General features: G+C 59.1%; 15 protein-coding genes and 1 pseudogene. 4 read left to right on the top strand and 12 right to left on the bottom strand.

The features are described 5' to 3' along the window. Positions 1-80 precede the first annotated feature (80 nt). The 9 genes and pseudogenes from EDD77_RS13530 to EDD77_RS13490 form a co-directional block, all read right to left on the bottom strand. Positions 81-167 (bottom strand): annotated as a pseudogene (locus tag EDD77_RS13530) (transposase); the annotation flags it as partial. 195 nt (positions 168-362) lie between these two features. Next, positions 363-590, bottom strand: a complete 228-nt coding sequence (locus EDD77_RS13525; RefSeq protein ID WP_058965216.1) for a hypothetical protein — start codon at positions 588-590, stop codon at positions 363-365. Between the two features lie 66 nt (positions 591-656). Beyond that, positions 657-1,781 (bottom strand): carboxynorspermidine decarboxylase, encoded by a 1,125-nt coding sequence (gene nspC / locus EDD77_RS13520; RefSeq protein WP_058965217.1) that lies wholly within the window; start codon positions 1,779-1,781, stop codon positions 657-659. Continuing rightward, positions 1,781-3,040 carry a saccharopine dehydrogenase family protein gene (locus tag EDD77_RS13515; protein WP_058965218.1) on the bottom strand — a complete coding sequence of 420 codons (1,260 nt, stop codon included), beginning with the start codon at positions 3,038-3,040 and terminating at the stop codon, positions 1,781-1,783. Before EDD77_RS13515 ends, nspC begins: the two co-directional genes overlap by 1 nt. A 68-nt stretch (positions 3,041-3,108) precedes the next feature. After that, positions 3,109-3,963 carry an agmatinase gene (gene speB, locus EDD77_RS13510; protein ID WP_058965219.1) on the bottom strand — a complete coding sequence of 285 codons (855 nt, stop codon included), beginning with the start codon at positions 3,961-3,963 and terminating at the stop codon, positions 3,109-3,111. Beyond that, the gene (gene speE, locus EDD77_RS13505) at positions 3,944-4,804 is read right to left on the bottom strand and encodes a polyamine aminopropyltransferase (RefSeq protein ID WP_058965220.1); all 861 of its coding nucleotides are present in this window, start codon (positions 4,802-4,804) and stop codon (positions 3,944-3,946) included. The genes speB and speE overlap by 20 nt, the downstream gene beginning before the upstream one ends. A gap of 13 nt (positions 4,805-4,817) precedes the next feature. After that, on the bottom strand, positions 4,818-6,266 hold the full coding sequence (locus EDD77_RS13500) for an aminotransferase class I/II-fold pyridoxal phosphate-dependent enzyme (protein ID WP_058965221.1): 1,449 nt from the start codon (positions 6,264-6,266) through the stop codon (positions 4,818-4,820). A gap of 26 nt (positions 6,267-6,292) precedes the next feature. Further along, positions 6,293-7,051 carry an adenosylmethionine decarboxylase gene (speD, locus tag EDD77_RS13495; protein WP_058965222.1) on the bottom strand — a complete coding sequence of 253 codons (759 nt, stop codon included), beginning with the start codon at positions 7,049-7,051 and terminating at the stop codon, positions 6,293-6,295. A 584-nt stretch (positions 7,052-7,635) separates the two neighbouring features. After that, positions 7,636-7,983 (bottom strand): hypothetical protein, encoded by a 348-nt coding sequence (locus EDD77_RS13490; RefSeq protein ID WP_132587416.1) that lies wholly within the window; start codon positions 7,981-7,983, stop codon positions 7,636-7,638. 210 nt (positions 7,984-8,193) lie between these two features. Here EDD77_RS13490 and EDD77_RS13485 point away from each other — a divergent pair, with 210 nt between their 5' ends. Further along, complete coding sequence (locus EDD77_RS13485) at positions 8,194-9,345, top strand: aminotransferase class I/II-fold pyridoxal phosphate-dependent enzyme (RefSeq protein ID WP_058965224.1); 1,152 nt, start codon at positions 8,194-8,196, stop codon at positions 9,343-9,345. Between the two features lie 10 nt (positions 9,346-9,355). Here EDD77_RS13485 and pth2 read toward each other — a convergent pair whose 3' ends face one another. Continuing rightward, on the bottom strand, positions 9,356-9,778 hold the full coding sequence (gene pth2 / locus EDD77_RS13480; protein ID WP_187120502.1) for an aminoacyl-tRNA hydrolase: 423 nt from the start codon (positions 9,776-9,778) through the stop codon (positions 9,356-9,358). 257 nt (positions 9,779-10,035) lie between these two features. Here pth2 and EDD77_RS13475 point away from each other — a divergent pair, with 257 nt between their 5' ends. The 3 genes from EDD77_RS13475 (at position 10,036) to EDD77_RS13465 (ending at position 14,132) form a co-directional block, all read left to right on the top strand. Beyond that, on the top strand, positions 10,036-11,406 hold the full coding sequence (locus EDD77_RS13475; RefSeq protein WP_058965226.1) for an MATE family efflux transporter: 1,371 nt from the start codon (positions 10,036-10,038) through the stop codon (positions 11,404-11,406). An 85-nt stretch (positions 11,407-11,491) separates the two neighbouring features. After that, a complete protein-coding gene (locus EDD77_RS13470; protein WP_058965227.1) occupies positions 11,492-13,429 on the top strand; it encodes a BMP family ABC transporter substrate-binding protein in 1,938 nt (645 codons plus the stop codon). A gap of 31 nt (positions 13,430-13,460) precedes the next feature. Next, positions 13,461-14,132, top strand: a complete 672-nt coding sequence (locus tag EDD77_RS13465) for a metallophosphoesterase family protein (RefSeq protein WP_058965228.1) — start codon at positions 13,461-13,463, stop codon at positions 14,130-14,132. A gap of 76 nt (positions 14,133-14,208) precedes the next feature. Here EDD77_RS13465 and EDD77_RS18705 read toward each other — a convergent pair whose 3' ends face one another. Then, positions 14,209-14,340, bottom strand: coding sequence for a hypothetical protein (locus EDD77_RS18705; protein WP_276870350.1), 132 nt, complete (start codon positions 14,338-14,340; stop codon positions 14,209-14,211). Between the two features lie 194 nt (positions 14,341-14,534). Next, positions 14,535-15,659 carry a hypothetical protein gene (locus tag EDD77_RS13460; protein ID WP_058965229.1) on the bottom strand — a complete coding sequence of 375 codons (1,125 nt, stop codon included), beginning with the start codon at positions 15,657-15,659 and terminating at the stop codon, positions 14,535-14,537. Between the last annotated feature and the right edge of the window lie 4 nt (positions 15,660-15,663).

The following is a 15,663-nucleotide window of genomic DNA, read 5'->3' as shown; positions in this document are numbered from 1 at the left end:
GACAAGACCTCAGCTTTGCTATACCTTTTTTGAACCATCCCTTTTTCACCACCACCATTCATTTTCGGGGTTGATTTTTAATAGTTAATCTTTCTGCGATACTTTGGCACCAGCACAATGTGATATTTGCAATTCCAACTCGTATGTGATAAACTTTTTTCGTCCATATGGATGAACCTCCTTTTGCTTTTGTGCGGTTGGCGTTACCCGCTTCTATTGTAGCAAAAGGAGGTTCTTTTTTACCGTTTCAACGCTCGTGCTCTTCTCGTCCACAAGCATAGCTTGTGGTTTTCTAGTTAACAAAACGCCCGCCCTGGCTTCCCTGATGATCAGGGGCCCGGGCGGGCGTTCGTTTTTTGTTTTTAATCCAGACTGAAATCCTCCGCCGAAAATTCCGGCAGCTTGGGCTGGCGGCGGGGCACCCGCCGCAGGGGATCGTAGCTGAATTTTTTGCAGTGATAATAGGGCGAGACCACGCCCTTTTTGGCACACAGGATCATCCGGGGATCCGCCGCCTTCTGGCCGAACTCACAGTAGGTGCAGGCCGGCTGGATGTTGGCCCCGAACATCGGCTTTTTGCGCAGCAGCATACGCTTGCAACACCTCGCTTTGCTGGTTTCTATTATACCCGCGCGGCGGCCCGGTGTAAAGCCGGTTCAGGAAAGGCGGTTTTTGAAGTCCTCATAACCAAAAGCTTTTACCAGCTTCTCCTGCCCGTTTGCGTCCCGCCAGACGATGGCAGGCAGGGGCATGCCGTTGAAGGTGTTGGTTTTGACCATGGTGTAAAGGGCCATATCCTCAAACACCAGCCGGTCGCCCTCGTTCAGAGGTGCGTCGAAGGAGTAATCCCCGATCACGTCCCCCGCCAGACAGGTGGGGCCGCCCAGCCGGTAGGTGTAGGCCTTTTCCCCGCTCTCGCCGGAATTCTGCAGCGGCGGGCGGTAGGGCATCTCCAGCACGTCCGGCATGTGGCAGGCGGCGGAGGTGTCCAGAATGGCAATGTCCATGCCGTTGTGCAGGGTCTCCAGCACACTGGTCACCAGAAAACCGGCGTTCAGCACCACGGCTTCGCCCGGCTCCAGATAGACCTCCACCTGATAGGTTTCCTTCAGGTGCTTCACAATGCGCACCAGACGCTGGCGGTCGTAGTCCTTGCGGGTGATGTGGTGGCCGCCGCCCAGATTGATCCATTTCAATCCGTGCAGATACTTACCGAACTTCTCCTCAAAGGCAGCCACGGTGGTTTCCAGATCGTCCGAGTTCTGCTCGCACAGGGTGTGGAAGTGCAGGCCGTCCAGCAGGGGCAGCAGGCTCTCGTCGAAGTTGGCCAGCGTGGTGCCCAACCGGGAGCCGGGGGCGCAGGGGTCATAGATGGCGTGGCCCTCCTGAGTGGAGCACTCCGGGTTCACCCGCAGGCCCACCGCCTTGCCCGCCGCCTTGGCCACCGGGCCGAACTTTTGCAGCTGGCGGGGCGAATTGAACACAAAATGGTCGGCGTAGCTCAGCAGCTCTTCAAATTCTTCCGGCTTGTAGGCCGGAGAAAACACATGGGTCTCGCCGCCGAAATGCTCCCTGCCCAGCCGGGCCTCGTACAGACCGCTGGCGGTGCTGCCCACCAGATAGCGGCGCAGCAGCGGATAGCAGGAAAACATGGAAAATGCCTTCTGGGCCAGCAGAATCTTGCAGCCCGCCTGGTCGGCCACCTGGCGCAGAATTTCCAGATTCTGCACCAGGCGGGTTTCATCCACCAGAAAATAGGGTGTGGAAATGGCGTTGCTCATCAGTCCACCAGCTCCGGGTTATCGTTGACCTGCCAGGGCAGACCCCACTTGTTCAGGGCGTCCATGTACGGGTCCGGATCGAACTCCTCCACGGTGTATACGCCGGGCTTGTTCCACTTGCCGGTGAGCAGCATCATGGCGCCGATCATGGCGGGCACGCCGGTGGTGTAGGAGATGGCCTGAGAGCCAACCTCCTTGTAGCACTCCTCGTGGTCGCACACATTATAGATATAGGCAGTCTTGTCCTGACCGTCCTTCTTGCCGGTGAAGATGCAGCCGATGTTGGTCTTGCCCTTGGTGCGGGGGCCCAGGGTGGCGGGATCGGGCAGCAGGGCCTTCAGGAACTGAATGGGCACGATCTCGTGGCCCTCAAACTCAATGGGCGTGGTGGACAGCATGCCCACGTTCTCCAGACACTTCATGTGGGTCAGGTAGCTCTGGCCGAAGGTCATGAAGAAGCGGATGCGCTTCACGTTCGGGATATTCTTGGCCAGAGACTCGATCTCCTCGTGGTGCAGCAGGTACATGTCCTTCTGGCCCACCTGATCAAAGTTGTACTCCCGCTTGATGCTCATGGCGGGAATCTCCACCCAGTGGCCGTTCTCCCAGTAGGAGCCGGGGGCGGACACCTCGCGCAGATTGATCTCCGGGTTGAAGTTGGTGGCGAAGGGATAGCCATGGTCGCCGCCGTTGCAGTCCAGAATATCGATGGTGTCGATGGTGTCGAACAGGTGCTTCTGGGCCCATGCGCAGTAGGCCTGGGTCACACCCGGGTCAAAGCCGGAGCCCAGCAGGGCGGTGAGGCCGGCCTTCTCGAACTTCTCCTTGTAGGCCCACTGCCAGGAGTAGTCGAAGTAGGCGGAGAAGCCCTCTTCCTTGCAGCGCTTCTCGTAGGCAGCCTTCCACTCGGGATCGTCCAGATTCTCGGGCTCGTAGTTGGCGGTATCCATGTAGTTCACGCCGCAGGCCAGGCAGGCATCCATGATGGTCAGATCCTGATAAGGCAGGGCGATGTTCATCACCAGATCGGGCTGAACCTCCTTGATCAGGGCGATCAGCTGGTTCACGTCGTCCGCGTCCACCTGAGCGGTGGTGATCTTGGTGGAGGTGGTGCCCTCCAGCTTGGCCTTCAGGTCGTCGCACTTGGACTTGGTGCGGCTGGCGATGCAGATCTCGGCGAATACTTCGCTGTTCTGGCAGCACTTGTGGATGGCAACGCCGGCAACGCCGCCGCAGCCGATGATCAATACCTTGCTCATGATTTCATCCTCTTTCTTCGTTTGATTTTTCGATTGATACAAAAGTGTTTTGCGCTTCGTTTTCCCACTCAGGGCTGCAGAGCCAGCAGCATCTCCCGCACGATCTTGCAGGCCACGATGGTGGACACGCCGCTCTGGTCGTAGTGGGGGCTCAGCTCGTTCACGTCGCAGCCCACCACCTTGGCCCGGCTGCACACCAGCGTCACGGCCTGACGCAGTGCGTCAAAGGTTACGCCGCCGGGCTCGGGGGTGCCGGTGCCGGGGAAGATGGAGGGATCCATTACATCCAGATCCACAGTGAAGTAGACCGGTTTGCCCTCCAGCTGGTTCAGGGTCTCTTCCAGGCCCTCGAAATCAAACCGACGGGTGCTCACATGGGTACGGCCCCAGGCAAACTCCTCCCGGTCGCCGGAGCGGATGCCGAACTGGTGAATGCGGCCGTCGCCCACCAGCTCCCAGCAGCGGCGCAGCACGCAGGCATGGGAGAGCTTGGCCCCCAGATAATCGTCCCGCAAATCGGCATGGGCGTCAAAGTGGATGATGTGCACATCCGGGTACATATCGGCCACCGCACGGAAGGCGCCCAGCGTTACCAGATGCTCGCCGCCCAGCATGAAGGGCCGCTTGCTGGCGTGCAGAACGTGGCGGGTGCGCTCCTCGATGCGATCCAGCGCCTTGTTCACGTCGCCGAAGCACAGCTCCAGGTCGCCCAGATCGATCACATTGGCATCCTCCAGATCCTTGTCCTGATAGGGGCTGTAGCTTTCGATACCATAGGACTCGTGGCGGATGGCCGCGCTTCCGAACCGGGTACCCGGCCGGTAGGAGGTGGTGGAATCAAAGGGTGCGCCGAACAGCATGGTGGACGCGAAACGGGGGCCCTTGTCGCACCCCATGAAAACCTCAACATTCTTGCTCAACATCTCTTAAAAGCTCCTCTACGTATGCGGGCAGGTAAAACGCGCCCTTGTGCAGTGTGGTGGTGTAATAGCGGCAGGTCAGCCCGCGCATGTTCCAGCGGGTTTCGTCCAGATCCCGCAGCGGGTGATACTTTTTGGAGGCAAAGCCGAACAGCCAGTGCCCGGAGGGATAGGTGGGGATGTGCGCCTGGTATACCCGGCTGATGGGGAAGGACTCCACAATCCGCTTGTGGGCCCGCTGGCAGGCCACCGCGTCCTCGGTGTAGAAGGGGCTCTCATGCTGGTTGACCATGATGCCGTCCTCCCGCAGGGCGTTGTAGCAGCTGCCGTAAAACTCCCGGGTGAACAGACCCTCGCCGGGGCCGAAGGGGTCGGTGGAATCTACAATGATCAGGTCATACTGATCCTTGCAGGAGCGGATGAACCGCACACCGTCCTCATAGTGGATGGTCAGGCGGGGATCGTTCAGCCGGCAGGAGGTCTGGGGCAGATACTTCTTGCACACCTCCACCACCAGCGGGTCGATCTCCACCATGTCGATGTGCTCAATCTCCGGGTAGCGGGTCAGCTCGCGGATCACGCCGCCGTCGCCCGCGCCGATGACCAGCACGTCCCGCACTTTCGGATGCACCGCCATGGGCACATGGGTGATCATCTCGTGGTAGATGAACTCATCCTTTTCGGTGAGCATCATATAACCGTCCAGCGTCAGAAAGCGGCCGAACTCCGGCGCTTCAAACACATCGATGCGCTGGAACTCGCTCTTGCCGCTGAACAGCTGCTTGTCCACCTTGATGGACAGCTTCACGTTCGGGGTCTGCGCTTCGGAAAACCAAAAATCCATCGCTTCCTCCTTCTTATTTGAGCACGTTCAGGCGCAGGATGTCCGCATCCTCAGGGCCGGTCATGGAGCAGCCCTTGGCCTTCGCATACTGAATGTAGTCCAGAATCTCCTTTGTGATGCGCTCGCCGGGAGCCAGAATGGGAATTCCCGGAGGATAGCACATCACGAATTCGCTGCAGATGCGGCCCGCGGTGTCCTCAATGGGCAGCGACTCCTTCTCCGCATAGAAGGCTTCCTGCGGGGAAGCGGCCACAATGGGGTCGATGTATTCCTGCTGCATCAGGCCCGCCTTGCTGCCGCCGAACCGGCGGCGCACCTCGGCCAGCGCGCTCACCAGCCGCTCCACCTCACGGGGGCGGTCACCGATGGACAGATAGGCCAGAATGTTGCCCAGATCGCCGAATTCGATCTGGATGTCGTATTCGTCCCGTAGCAGGTCATAGACCTCGATGCCGGCCAGACCCACATCCAGCGTGTTCACCGACAGCTTGGTGGTATCAAAATCAAAGATGCTGTCGCCGTTGCACAGCTCCTTGGAGAAGGCGTAGTAACCGCCGATGGCGTTGATCTCCCTGCGGGCGTATTCCGCCAGCTCGCTCACCCGCTGGAATTCCTGTTTTCCCCGCAGCGCCAGATTCCGCCGGGAGATGTCCAGGCTGGACAGCAGCAGATAGGAGCCGCTGGTGGTCTGGGTCAGGTTGATGATCTGGCGCACATGGCCCTCCGGCATGGCCGGGCCGGTGAGCAGCAGCGAGCTCTGGGTCAGGCTGCCGCCGGATTTGTGCATGGAAACGGCGGCCATATCCGCCCCCGCCGCCATGGCGGAAACCGGCAGGTTTTCGCCAAAATAGAAGTGGGTGCCGTGGGCCTCGTCGGCCAGGCAGAGCATACCGTTGTCATGCGCCAGCTTCACGATGCTGCGCAGATCGGAACAGATGCCGTAGTAGGTGGGGTTGTTCACCAGCACGGCCTTGGCGTCCGGATTTTCCCGGATGGCCTTTTCCACCGCGAAAACACTCATGCCCAGCGGGATACCCAGTCGGTGGTCGCATTCCGGGTTCACATACACCGGAATGGCGCCGCACAGCACCATGGCGCCCATCACGCTGCGGTGCACGTTGCGGGGCAGGATGATCTTTTCGCCCCGCTTTGCCACCGACAGAATCATGCTCTGCACCGCGCTGGTGGTGCCGCCCACCATCAGAAAGGCGTGAGCCGCCCCAAAGGCCTGCGCGGCCAGAATCTCCGCGTCCCGGATTACCGAGATCGGGTGGCACAGATTGTCCAGCGGCTTCATGGAGTTCACGTCCATGCTCACACACTGCTGGCCCAGCAGATCCACCAGCTCCGGGTTTCCTCGCCCGCGCTTGTGCCCGGGCACGTCAAAGGGCACCACCCGCATCTTGCCGAAGCGTTCCAGTGCCTCGTAGATGGGAGCCCTTTGCTGATCCAGATGTTCCATTCTCTCTCCCCCTGCCTCTTTGTTTCTCAGTAGATATTGCGCCCGCTGAAGATCTCGATCATCTCGCGGCGCAGGTTGTTCATGATCTCCAGCCGGGTTTTGGGCGGGAGCTCATACACATCGGTTTTGAACAGATAGTTCTGCAGATCCACTTCCTTGAGCATCATCTTGGTGTGGAAGATGTTCGCGTCGTAAACGTTGATGTCCACCGCGTCGTACCGGCGCAGCAGCTCGGGCTCGATGTAGTCCTGAATGCTGTTGACCTTGTGATCCAGAAACAGCTTGCGGCCGTTCATGTCCCGGGTAAAACCGCGCACCCGGTAGTCCATGGTGATGATGTCCGAATCGAAGGAGCGGATCAGGTAATCCAGCGTGGACAGCGGGGTAATCTCGCCGCAGGTGGCCACGTCGATGTCCACCCGGAAGGTGGCCAGGCAGGTCTCCGGATGGTACTCCGGGTAGGTGTGCACCGTCACATGGCTTTTATCCAGATGGGCCAGCTGGGTCTCGCCTGCCGGCAACATGCTGCCCTCGGCAATGAGGATGGTCACCGACGCGCCCTGGGGGTCGTAGTCCTGCCGGGCGATGTTCAGCACCTTGGCGCCGATCATGTCGGTGAGAGTGGTGAGGATGTTGGTAAGCCGCTCGGAGTTATACTGCTCATCGATGTAGGCAATGTAATCCTTCTGTTCCCGGGCGGTTTTTGCATAGCACACGTCGTAGATGTTGAAGCTCAGCGCTTTGGTCAGGTTGTTGAACCCATAAAGTTTCAGCTTTTCTCCCATCGGTCTCCTCCTGAAATTGACATCGCCCTTTTTTGGCCCGGCGGCAACAAAAAAACAGGCAATGTGTACTTTTGCATACACATTGCCTGTAAACGAATCCTATTTTGGTGATTAAGCGCGGAACCCCCTGAAAAAAGACCGGCACACAGTTCCGGATGGATACAGTGAGGTACGGCAAAACAGCGCCGCTCAGGGCACAGCCCGGCTTGCTTTCACACAGAGTCTATATAGCAAATACTTACTTTTACTACTCTTATTGACCGTTTTACAAGTTGATGTACGCAGAATACGCACTGGTTGTAAAGTAACCAACTTATAAAATTGAGCTTTTAACTCAATCAATAATGGCGGTATCGCACCGCCCATCGGCAGTTGACCCGGCTGTCCGTATGGCCTTTAACCCACGATTGGGTGGTCAGAAGAAATATTTGCATGGATACTCTGTATGAAAACTCATATCGCATGACGGGAAAAGTATAACCTGTTTTTTTGCCGTTTGTCAACGGCTTTTTTCAGTTTTTAGCAAAATTTTAACGGCCGCTTTTCCCTGCTTTTTCCATGGGATTTTCCATCATTTGGAATAATTATACATGCACAAGATGCAGGCCGTTTTTCTCCAGCAGCGCCTGCATCTGGCCCTCTTCCAGAGAAAAATCCAGCCGTTTTGTCATGGCTTCGTCGCTGAAGGCAGCCACCCAGCCGCCCTCGGCCTGTTGGCAGAAGGCCACCGTATCCACCGGATCCAACCCCTGGCCGGCCAGCTGCTGGCGAAGAGGTTCGGCCAGCTCCACATACACAAAAAAAGTGGTCAGCCCGTGGCCTCCATTGTACTGAAACGCCCCCTTTACGCAGCCCTCGCCTGCGGCACTGCCCCGGGGATGGATGGCCTGCAGCCAGGTCGAATCCATTGCTCCCATATCCTTGGGTTCCATCTTCATTCCTCCCGTTTACGAATATTGCTCCGCTTTTTGCTATTGTACGCCCTTTTCGCCGTCCGCTGCAAGCAGCACCCGGCTTTTGTGTTTATTTATTCGCAGCATGCAGAATTTCATGCAATGATTTGTGCAAAAGCACACTGCACTTTTACGCGCTGATATGCTATGATAGAAAAAGATGTTTTTTGAAAAAAGGAGAGTTTTTCCATGAGAAATTATATTGCCCGCCGGTTCCAGACCGCGCAGGACAGCGTAATGGCCAGCGCCGCCGCCGAGAAGGGCGCTTACAGCGACCTGATCGACCTGAGCATCGGCGACACCGATTTCACCACCGATGAACGGATCATCCGTGCCGCCATGGAGGATGCCCTGGCCGGTCACACCCACTACACCTCGCCTCAGGGCGACCCGGAGCTGATCAACGAGATCCGTACTTATTATAAAACCACCCACAACATGGAGCTTTCACGGGAGCAGGTGTTCATTTCCGCCTCCAGCTGCTTCGGCATGGAGCTGGCGCTCATGAGCATTCTGGATCCGGGCGATGAGGTGATTCTCTTTGCTCCCTACTTCTCCCCCTATAAAGAGCAGGTGGAGCTGACCGGCGGCGTTGCCGTGGAGGTTCCCTGCCTGGAGGAGGAGGGCTTCGCCATCAACGCCCAGCGGCTGCGGGCAGCCATTACCCCCCGCACCAAGGCCATGATCGTGAACAACCCCTGCAACCCCACCGGCGCGGCCTACGACATGCAGACCTATCAGACGCTGGCACAGGTGGCCGAGGAATTCGATCTGGTGGTGATTCTGGACGAAATTTACACCGATTACATGTTTGATGTGCCCTTCCGGCCCTTCCGCGGTCTGCCCGGCATGGCGCAGCGCAGCATCACCCTGAACAGCTTTTCCAAGAACTATATCATGACCGGCTGGCGCGTGGGCTCGATCATCGCCGAGCCTGCGGTGATCGATACCATCAAGCGCATCAACGAGAACATGGTCTACTCCGCCCCCTCGGTGTCCCAGCGGGCAGCCATCCATGCGCTGCGGCTGCGCGGCGAGATCGGCGATCGATACACCGGCGAATACCGCCGCCGGGTGTTCTACACCGCCGAACGCATCAACGCCATTCCGAAGCTCTCGGTGCGCAAGCCCCAGGGCACCTTCTACCTGTTCATGAACATCAGGGAAACCGGGCTGGACTCCATCGCCTTCTGCCAGAAGTGCGTGAAGGAAGCCCATGTGGCCATGGTGCCCGGCGTGGCCTTCGGCGCTGCCGGCGAGGGTTATGTGCGCATCGCCTGCACCACCAGCGAGGAAAAGCTGGCCGAGGCCTTCGACCGCATCGCGGCCCTGAAATTCTGAGCCGGGCCGTTCAGTACAGCGGCAGGCCGCCGGTGAACTCGTCGGCCTTTTCCGCCGCCAGCGGCTCCAGTGCCAGGCAGGTGTAGGTGGGCTCGCCGTGGAATTCGGTCATGCCCGCATCCTGAATCAGGGCGCTGATCACCCCGGCGTCCTGCGCTTTCCGGTGCAGCTGCAGCAGCTCCTCCTCGGAATCCACATACACACAGATCTTGGCCACTCCCCTGTCGAACCACTCGCTCAGGGGGGTAGCCTCCTGTTTGCTCTCAGCCAGGCCCACCCAGCCGTCGGTCACCTGAATCTGCCCCAGACGGCCCTCCTTCTGCAGCGCCATCAGGGTGGCGGTAACGCAGGCATGGCCCGCCTGGGCGGCAATTTTGCCCTTGCGCATCTTCAGATCCCGGCGCATCACAATCATCTGTTTGGATGAATACATTCTGGTTCCTCCTTGCAAAAACCGGGCGAAAAAGATCCCGGCGATTCCCTGCTATTATACCAGCCGCCGGCCATGGCCGCAACGGCGCTTTGCCACTTTGCTCAAATAGCACGGCAGCATCTTGCGCCAATCCCCGCTCCGGTGGTATGATAGAATAGAAAATTTATTGTCACGCCTTTCCCGCGGTCCTTTCGGGTGCGCTTTCTGCACCCGCGGGCCGCTTTTTGTGCGCGATGTGAAAGCGAAGTGGCTATGAAATGACAAACGACCAGAACCTTCTTACCGTGGGCAGCGTTCCCAAAAAGATGCTGCTGTTCGCGGTGCCAATCTTCTTCAGTAACCTGTTTCAGCAGCTTTACAACGCGGTGGACTCGCTGATCGTGGGCAACTTCATCGGTGAACAGGCGCTGGCGGCGGTGGGCTCCTCCTCCAGCCTGATCATGCTGATGATCGGCTTCATCAATGGCGTGTCGCTGGGTGCGGGCGTGCTGGTGGCCCGGCTTTACGGTGCGCAGGATCACAAAACCCTGAAGCAGGCGGTGCACACCACCGTGGCGCTGGGTTTGTGCGCCGGCGTGCTGCTTTCGATTCTGGGCATCATCTTCACGCCCCAGATTCTGCGCTGGATGGGTACCCCGTCGGATGTGCTGCCCCAGTCGATTCTGTATTTCCGGGTTTATTTCATGGGCTCGCTGTCGGTGGTCATGTACAACATGGGCGCCAGCATTCTGCAATCGGTGGGCAACAGCCGCAGCCCCATGAAATACCTGATCATCGCCTCCCTCACCAATGTGGTGCTGGACCTGGTATTTGTGGCCGGAATGGGCCGCGGGGTAGAAAGCGCCGCACTGGCCACCATCATCAGCCAGACCCTCTGCGCCTTCCTTGCCTTCCGCAAGCTGACCGTGGTGCAGGCGCCTTACCGCATCATCTGGAAAGAGGTGGGTTTCCGGGCGGACATGCTGCGGCAGGTGCTTACCCTGGGCATTCCCTCCGGCGTGCAGAACTCGGTGATCTCGCTGGCAAATGTGATCGTGCAATCCAACATCAACGCCTTCGGCTCCGCCGCCATGGCGGGCTGCGCCGCTTACAGCCGGGTGGAGGGCTTCGCCTTCCTGCCGGTGACCTGCTTTGCGCTGGCCCTTTCCACCTTCGTGAGCCAGAACATCGGCGCGGGCCGTTATGATCGGGTGCGGCAGGGCATGCGCTTCGGTTTGATCTGCAGCCCGCTGCTGGCCGAGTGCATCGGCCTGTTCATCTTCACCTTCTCGCCCCAGCTGATCGGCGCCTTCAACAATGAGCCTCAGGTGGTGGCCTACGGCGTGGCGGACGCCCACACCGTGGCGCTGTTTTACTGCCTGCTGGCCTTCTCCCACTGCTGCGCGGGCATTCTGCGGGGAATGGGTCGGCCCATTATCCCCATGACCATCATGCTGAGCATCTGGTGCGTGCTGCGCATCTGCTACATTACCATTGCGGTGCGCCTGATTCCGGACATCCACATGGTCTACTGGGCCTATCCCATCACCTGGATCATCAGCTCGCTGCTGTTCGCTCTGTGCCTGACCCGGCTGCGCTTCCCGCCCATGACGGTTCAGCCGGAAAAAGAGGAAAGCCGGGTATTGTAATTTGTGAAAACATCCTTTACCATAAAAAGGGGCCGCCGCGGCGGCCCTGCAACTGTGCTTCCTATTGTTAAAGGAGGGGTTTATTTTGGCAAGTGAAGATTACAAAAAGGCCCAAAAAATGGGTCAGCGCAGCTTCCGCGCCTGTGTTTCCAAGGGGCAGTATCCCTATCTGCAGGTGCTGGATGACATTCTGGAAAACACCGAGCTGGACAGCACCCAGCCTCTGGGTGTGGTGAACATCCCTCTGGACGCCATTGTGGGCACCAAGACCGAGGGCCGCAAAACCGCCTTCGCCCGCAATTTCATGCCTCTTCTGGGCGACCGCACCGAATTTGCGGTGAAGTGGAGCGCCCTGTGTGAATCCCAGATGGAGGAGGGAATCCGCGACCCCATTGAAGCGGTGGAATTTCTGAACCGCTTTTATGTGGTGGAGGGCAACAAGCGCGTCTCGGTAATGAAATATTTCGGCGCGGGCAGCATTCCCGGCAATGTGACCCGCTATATCCCCAAGCGCAACGGCTCCAAGGAAGTGAACATCTATTACGAATTTCTGGACTTCTACAAGCTGACCCAGATCAACCTGCTCTGGTTCACCGAAGAAGGCCGCTTTGCCAAGTTCGTGGCAGCCGTGGGCAAGGCCCCCGGCGAGCGCTGGAGCGATGACGACAAGAGCATGCTCACCTCGATGTACTACCGGTTCCGCTCGGTGTTCGTGCAGCGGGGCGGCGACCGGCTGCCCATCACCCCCGCCGACGGTCTGCTGGCCGTGATGGGCGTTTATCCCTACCGGCAGCTGTGCGGCATGAGCATGCCCGAGCTGCAGCAGGCGGTGGAGCGCGCCTGGAGCGAGGTGCTGGTGCTCACCCGGCCGGATGCAGTGGAGCTTTCCATGGAGCCGGCATTCCCCCAGAACACCGGCCTGTTCTCCCGGCTGCACAACCCCATCGCCTTCCAGGCGCCCAGCCTGAAGGTGGGCTTTGTGTACGAAAAAAGCGCCGATACCTCCGCCTGGACCTATGCCCACGATTTTGGCCGCGGCGAGCTGGAGGAACACTTCGGCGGCCGGGTGACCACCCTGTGCTACGACAATGTGCAGCCGGATGTGAACGGCGACGAGATTCTGGAAAAGGCCGTGGCCGATGGCTGCGACGTGATTTTCACCACCACACCCAAGCTGATCGGCGCCAGCCTGAAGGCTTCGCTGGCTCACCCGGAAGTGAAGATCATCAACTGCTCGCTGAACATGTCTCACCCGTCCATCCGCACCTACTACGGGCGTATTCATGAGGCAAAGTTCCTGCTGGGCGCCATTGCCGGTGCTCTGGCGGACGACAACAAGATCGGCTATGTGGCCACCTATCCCACCTATGGCATGATCGCTGCCATCAACGCCTTCGCACTGGGCGCGCAGATGACCAATCCCCGGGCTCAGGTGTATCTGGAGTGGACCTCGGAGAAGGGCGCAGATATTCCCGCCCGCTTTGCCAAGAACGGCGTGACCCTGATTTCGGATCTGGACAACCGTGCGCCCCAGCAGCCCCCCTGGAAATTCGGCCTTTACCGGCTGGAGGGAGACCATTTCTGCAATTACGCCATGCCCTTCTGGAACTGGGGTGAATTCTACGTGCGCATTGTGCAGTCCATCATGAACGGCGGCTGGTCTGCCGGAAGCAGCGGTGAACGGGCCCTGAACTACTGGTGGGGCATGGATGCCGGTGTGATCGACGTGCTGTGCTCCCGCACGCTGCCCGTGGAGACCCAGCGGCTGGTAAATCTGCTGCGTCAGGCAGTGTGCAGCCGGGACTTTGACCCCTTCGCAGGCGTATTGTATGCCCAGGACGGCCGGGTTGTGATGCCCGCCGACCACAGCCGCCTCACCGCGGAACAGGTCATCACCATGGACTGGCTGGCCAGCAATGTGATCGGCCGCATCCCCCGCTTTGACGAGCTGATCGACGAGGCCAAACCTCTGGTTTCGCTGATCGGTGTGCATAAGGACGAAACAACCACCAAGATCCTGTAACACCGGGATCCGGCGAGGAGAGAAGTCAAACATGAGAATTTTGCTGCTGGCAGACGAAGAATCCAAGGCCCTGTGGGATTTTTTCAGCCCGGACAAGATCCGCGGCTATGACCTGATCATCTCCTGCGGGGATCTGAATCCTCACTATCTGACCCTGCTGGCCACCTTTACCTCGGCTCCGCTGCTGTATGTGCACGGCAACCACGACACCCGCTATCTGCACGATCCGCCGGAGGGCTGCATCTGCATCGAGGACGATATTTTTGAATACCGTGGAATTCGCATTCTGGGGCTGGGCGGTTCGCTGCGCTACAAGGAAGGGCCCTTCCAGTACACCGAAAAGCAGATGGCAAGCCGCATCCGTCGGCTGCGCCGCAAGCTGAAAAGCCACAATGGCTTCGACATTCTGGTGACCCACGCCCCGGCCCGGAGCCTGAACGATGGGGAGGATCTGCCCCACCGGGGCTTCGACTGCTTCAACCAGCTGCTGGAGGAGTACTCCCCCAGTTACTTTGTGCACGGGCATGTGCACATGAGCTATAACGCAAACCTTCCCCGCTGCTGCCGCAAGGGCGACACCACCGTGGTGAATGCCTATGAAAAATATGTAATCGAGGTGGAACCGGATCCGAATCGGCCGGTGCGCCCTGAATGGTGGCAGTTCTGGAAATGGCTGCCTGCCCGCAGCCGGGTACAACCGTAAAACAAAACTCCGCCCCCAGCGCCTGTTGCAGGAAATGGGGGCGGAGTTTTTTCATTGTTTATCACAGCGGCTCCGCTCAGCGGCGGGCGCGAACCCGCACCGGACGCAGCCAGCGGGGGACAAAAGGCAGTTGTTCCAGCCAGGCCAGCACCTGTACCGAGGGGCCGAGCCGAACCAGGGCCTGCTGTAAGAACGATTGGATCATCATGGTGCTCTCCTTTTTCATTGGTCTTTGTGGAAAATCGCCGGGGCGTTTTTCCTATGTATATGGTAGCAAATACTGCCGCCGGTTGCGGTAACTTTATCACCGAACGGCGGTGGATCTGTAACCGTGTCTATACTATACCAGTCGAATTTGAACAGAATATGAGCACACTGCGAAAGATCCGCGAAAAGAGCAGGTCAGCGGCTTTTGCGTGACAATACCGCCAGCACCAGCACGCAGAACAGCACCACCCCGCCCAACGCCCAGGGCAGCCAGGAGTACTTTTCCATGGTTCGGGCCAGCGAGCTCTGCCCCAGTACCGGTGCGGTGGGCTGAGCTTCGCCCGGCTGACTTGTCTGTGCCGGGCTCTGCGTCTCCCCTGTTTCCTGCGGCGTCTCCTCTGCCGCGCCGGTTACCTTTGCTCCATCCAGCATTTCCGCCAGCGTATCGGCGGTGAGACTGCACACCGCATTCAGCGGCGCGTTCAGGGAATCCACCACCACAAAGTTCCGCTCCTCATCCAGCGTCATCTGCTTCTGGCTGAGCAAAAGCAGCTGTACGCCGGAATCCGAGAAGAATTTATCCTTCACCTGCTGACGGAAAGCCTGCTGATCGCCGGTGTCGACCTCGCCAAACTGAGCCAGCACAAACCGGCGGGCCCGCTCCCCGGTACTGATGGAACGGTAATATTCCCGGATCGACTCGGCCAGATCGCTGTCCTGCGTCAACGTGCTGCCGATGTTCACACCATCCAGATCTGCCAGCCAGTCGCTTTTGGGCAGCAGGCTGGCATTCTCGTCCTCACAGGCAAAATAGGGCTTCAGCTGCTGGATACAGCTTTCCTCATCCATGCCGGAGCCCTGGACGCTGCCGGCCAGCTGGATGCAGTCGCCGCCCCAGGTGCAGACCACCGGCAGCCGCTTCCAGGTGGCCCCGATGCCCGCCACCAGATGCACAAAATCCACCGGTTCGCCAGTGGCGGGGATCTCCACATTTTCCAGCGTTTGCAGCTGCGCCAGCTCCGGGGCCTGCTGCTCCACAAAGCCGGCAAACTCTTCACTGGGCTCCCCCAGAATCATATCCCAGGTGGTGTCGGCATAGCGCTGAGCGCGGATGTAGTTGATGGTAAGCGTCAGCGGCTCCGTCTCCGTCTGCTGACCGGCGGCGTATTCCTCTGCCAGCTGATGCAGCCGGGCTGTCTGCTCCAACGCATCCTCCAGCGCAGTGGTCTCTGCCGCCCGGGCGCCCGGTGCCAGCAACAGGCAACCGCACAGCATCGTGCCCACCAGCGCCCACAGGCTCTTTTTCATTCGTTTGTTCATGCTT

Origin of the sequence: Allofournierella massiliensis (assembly GCF_004345265.1) — a bacterium.
GTDB classification, from domain to species: domain Bacteria; phylum Bacillota; class Clostridia; order Oscillospirales; family Ruminococcaceae; genus Allofournierella; species Allofournierella massiliensis.
Note: the sequence above shows the minus strand (reverse complement) of the source record. Positions and strands in the feature narration are given on the sequence as shown.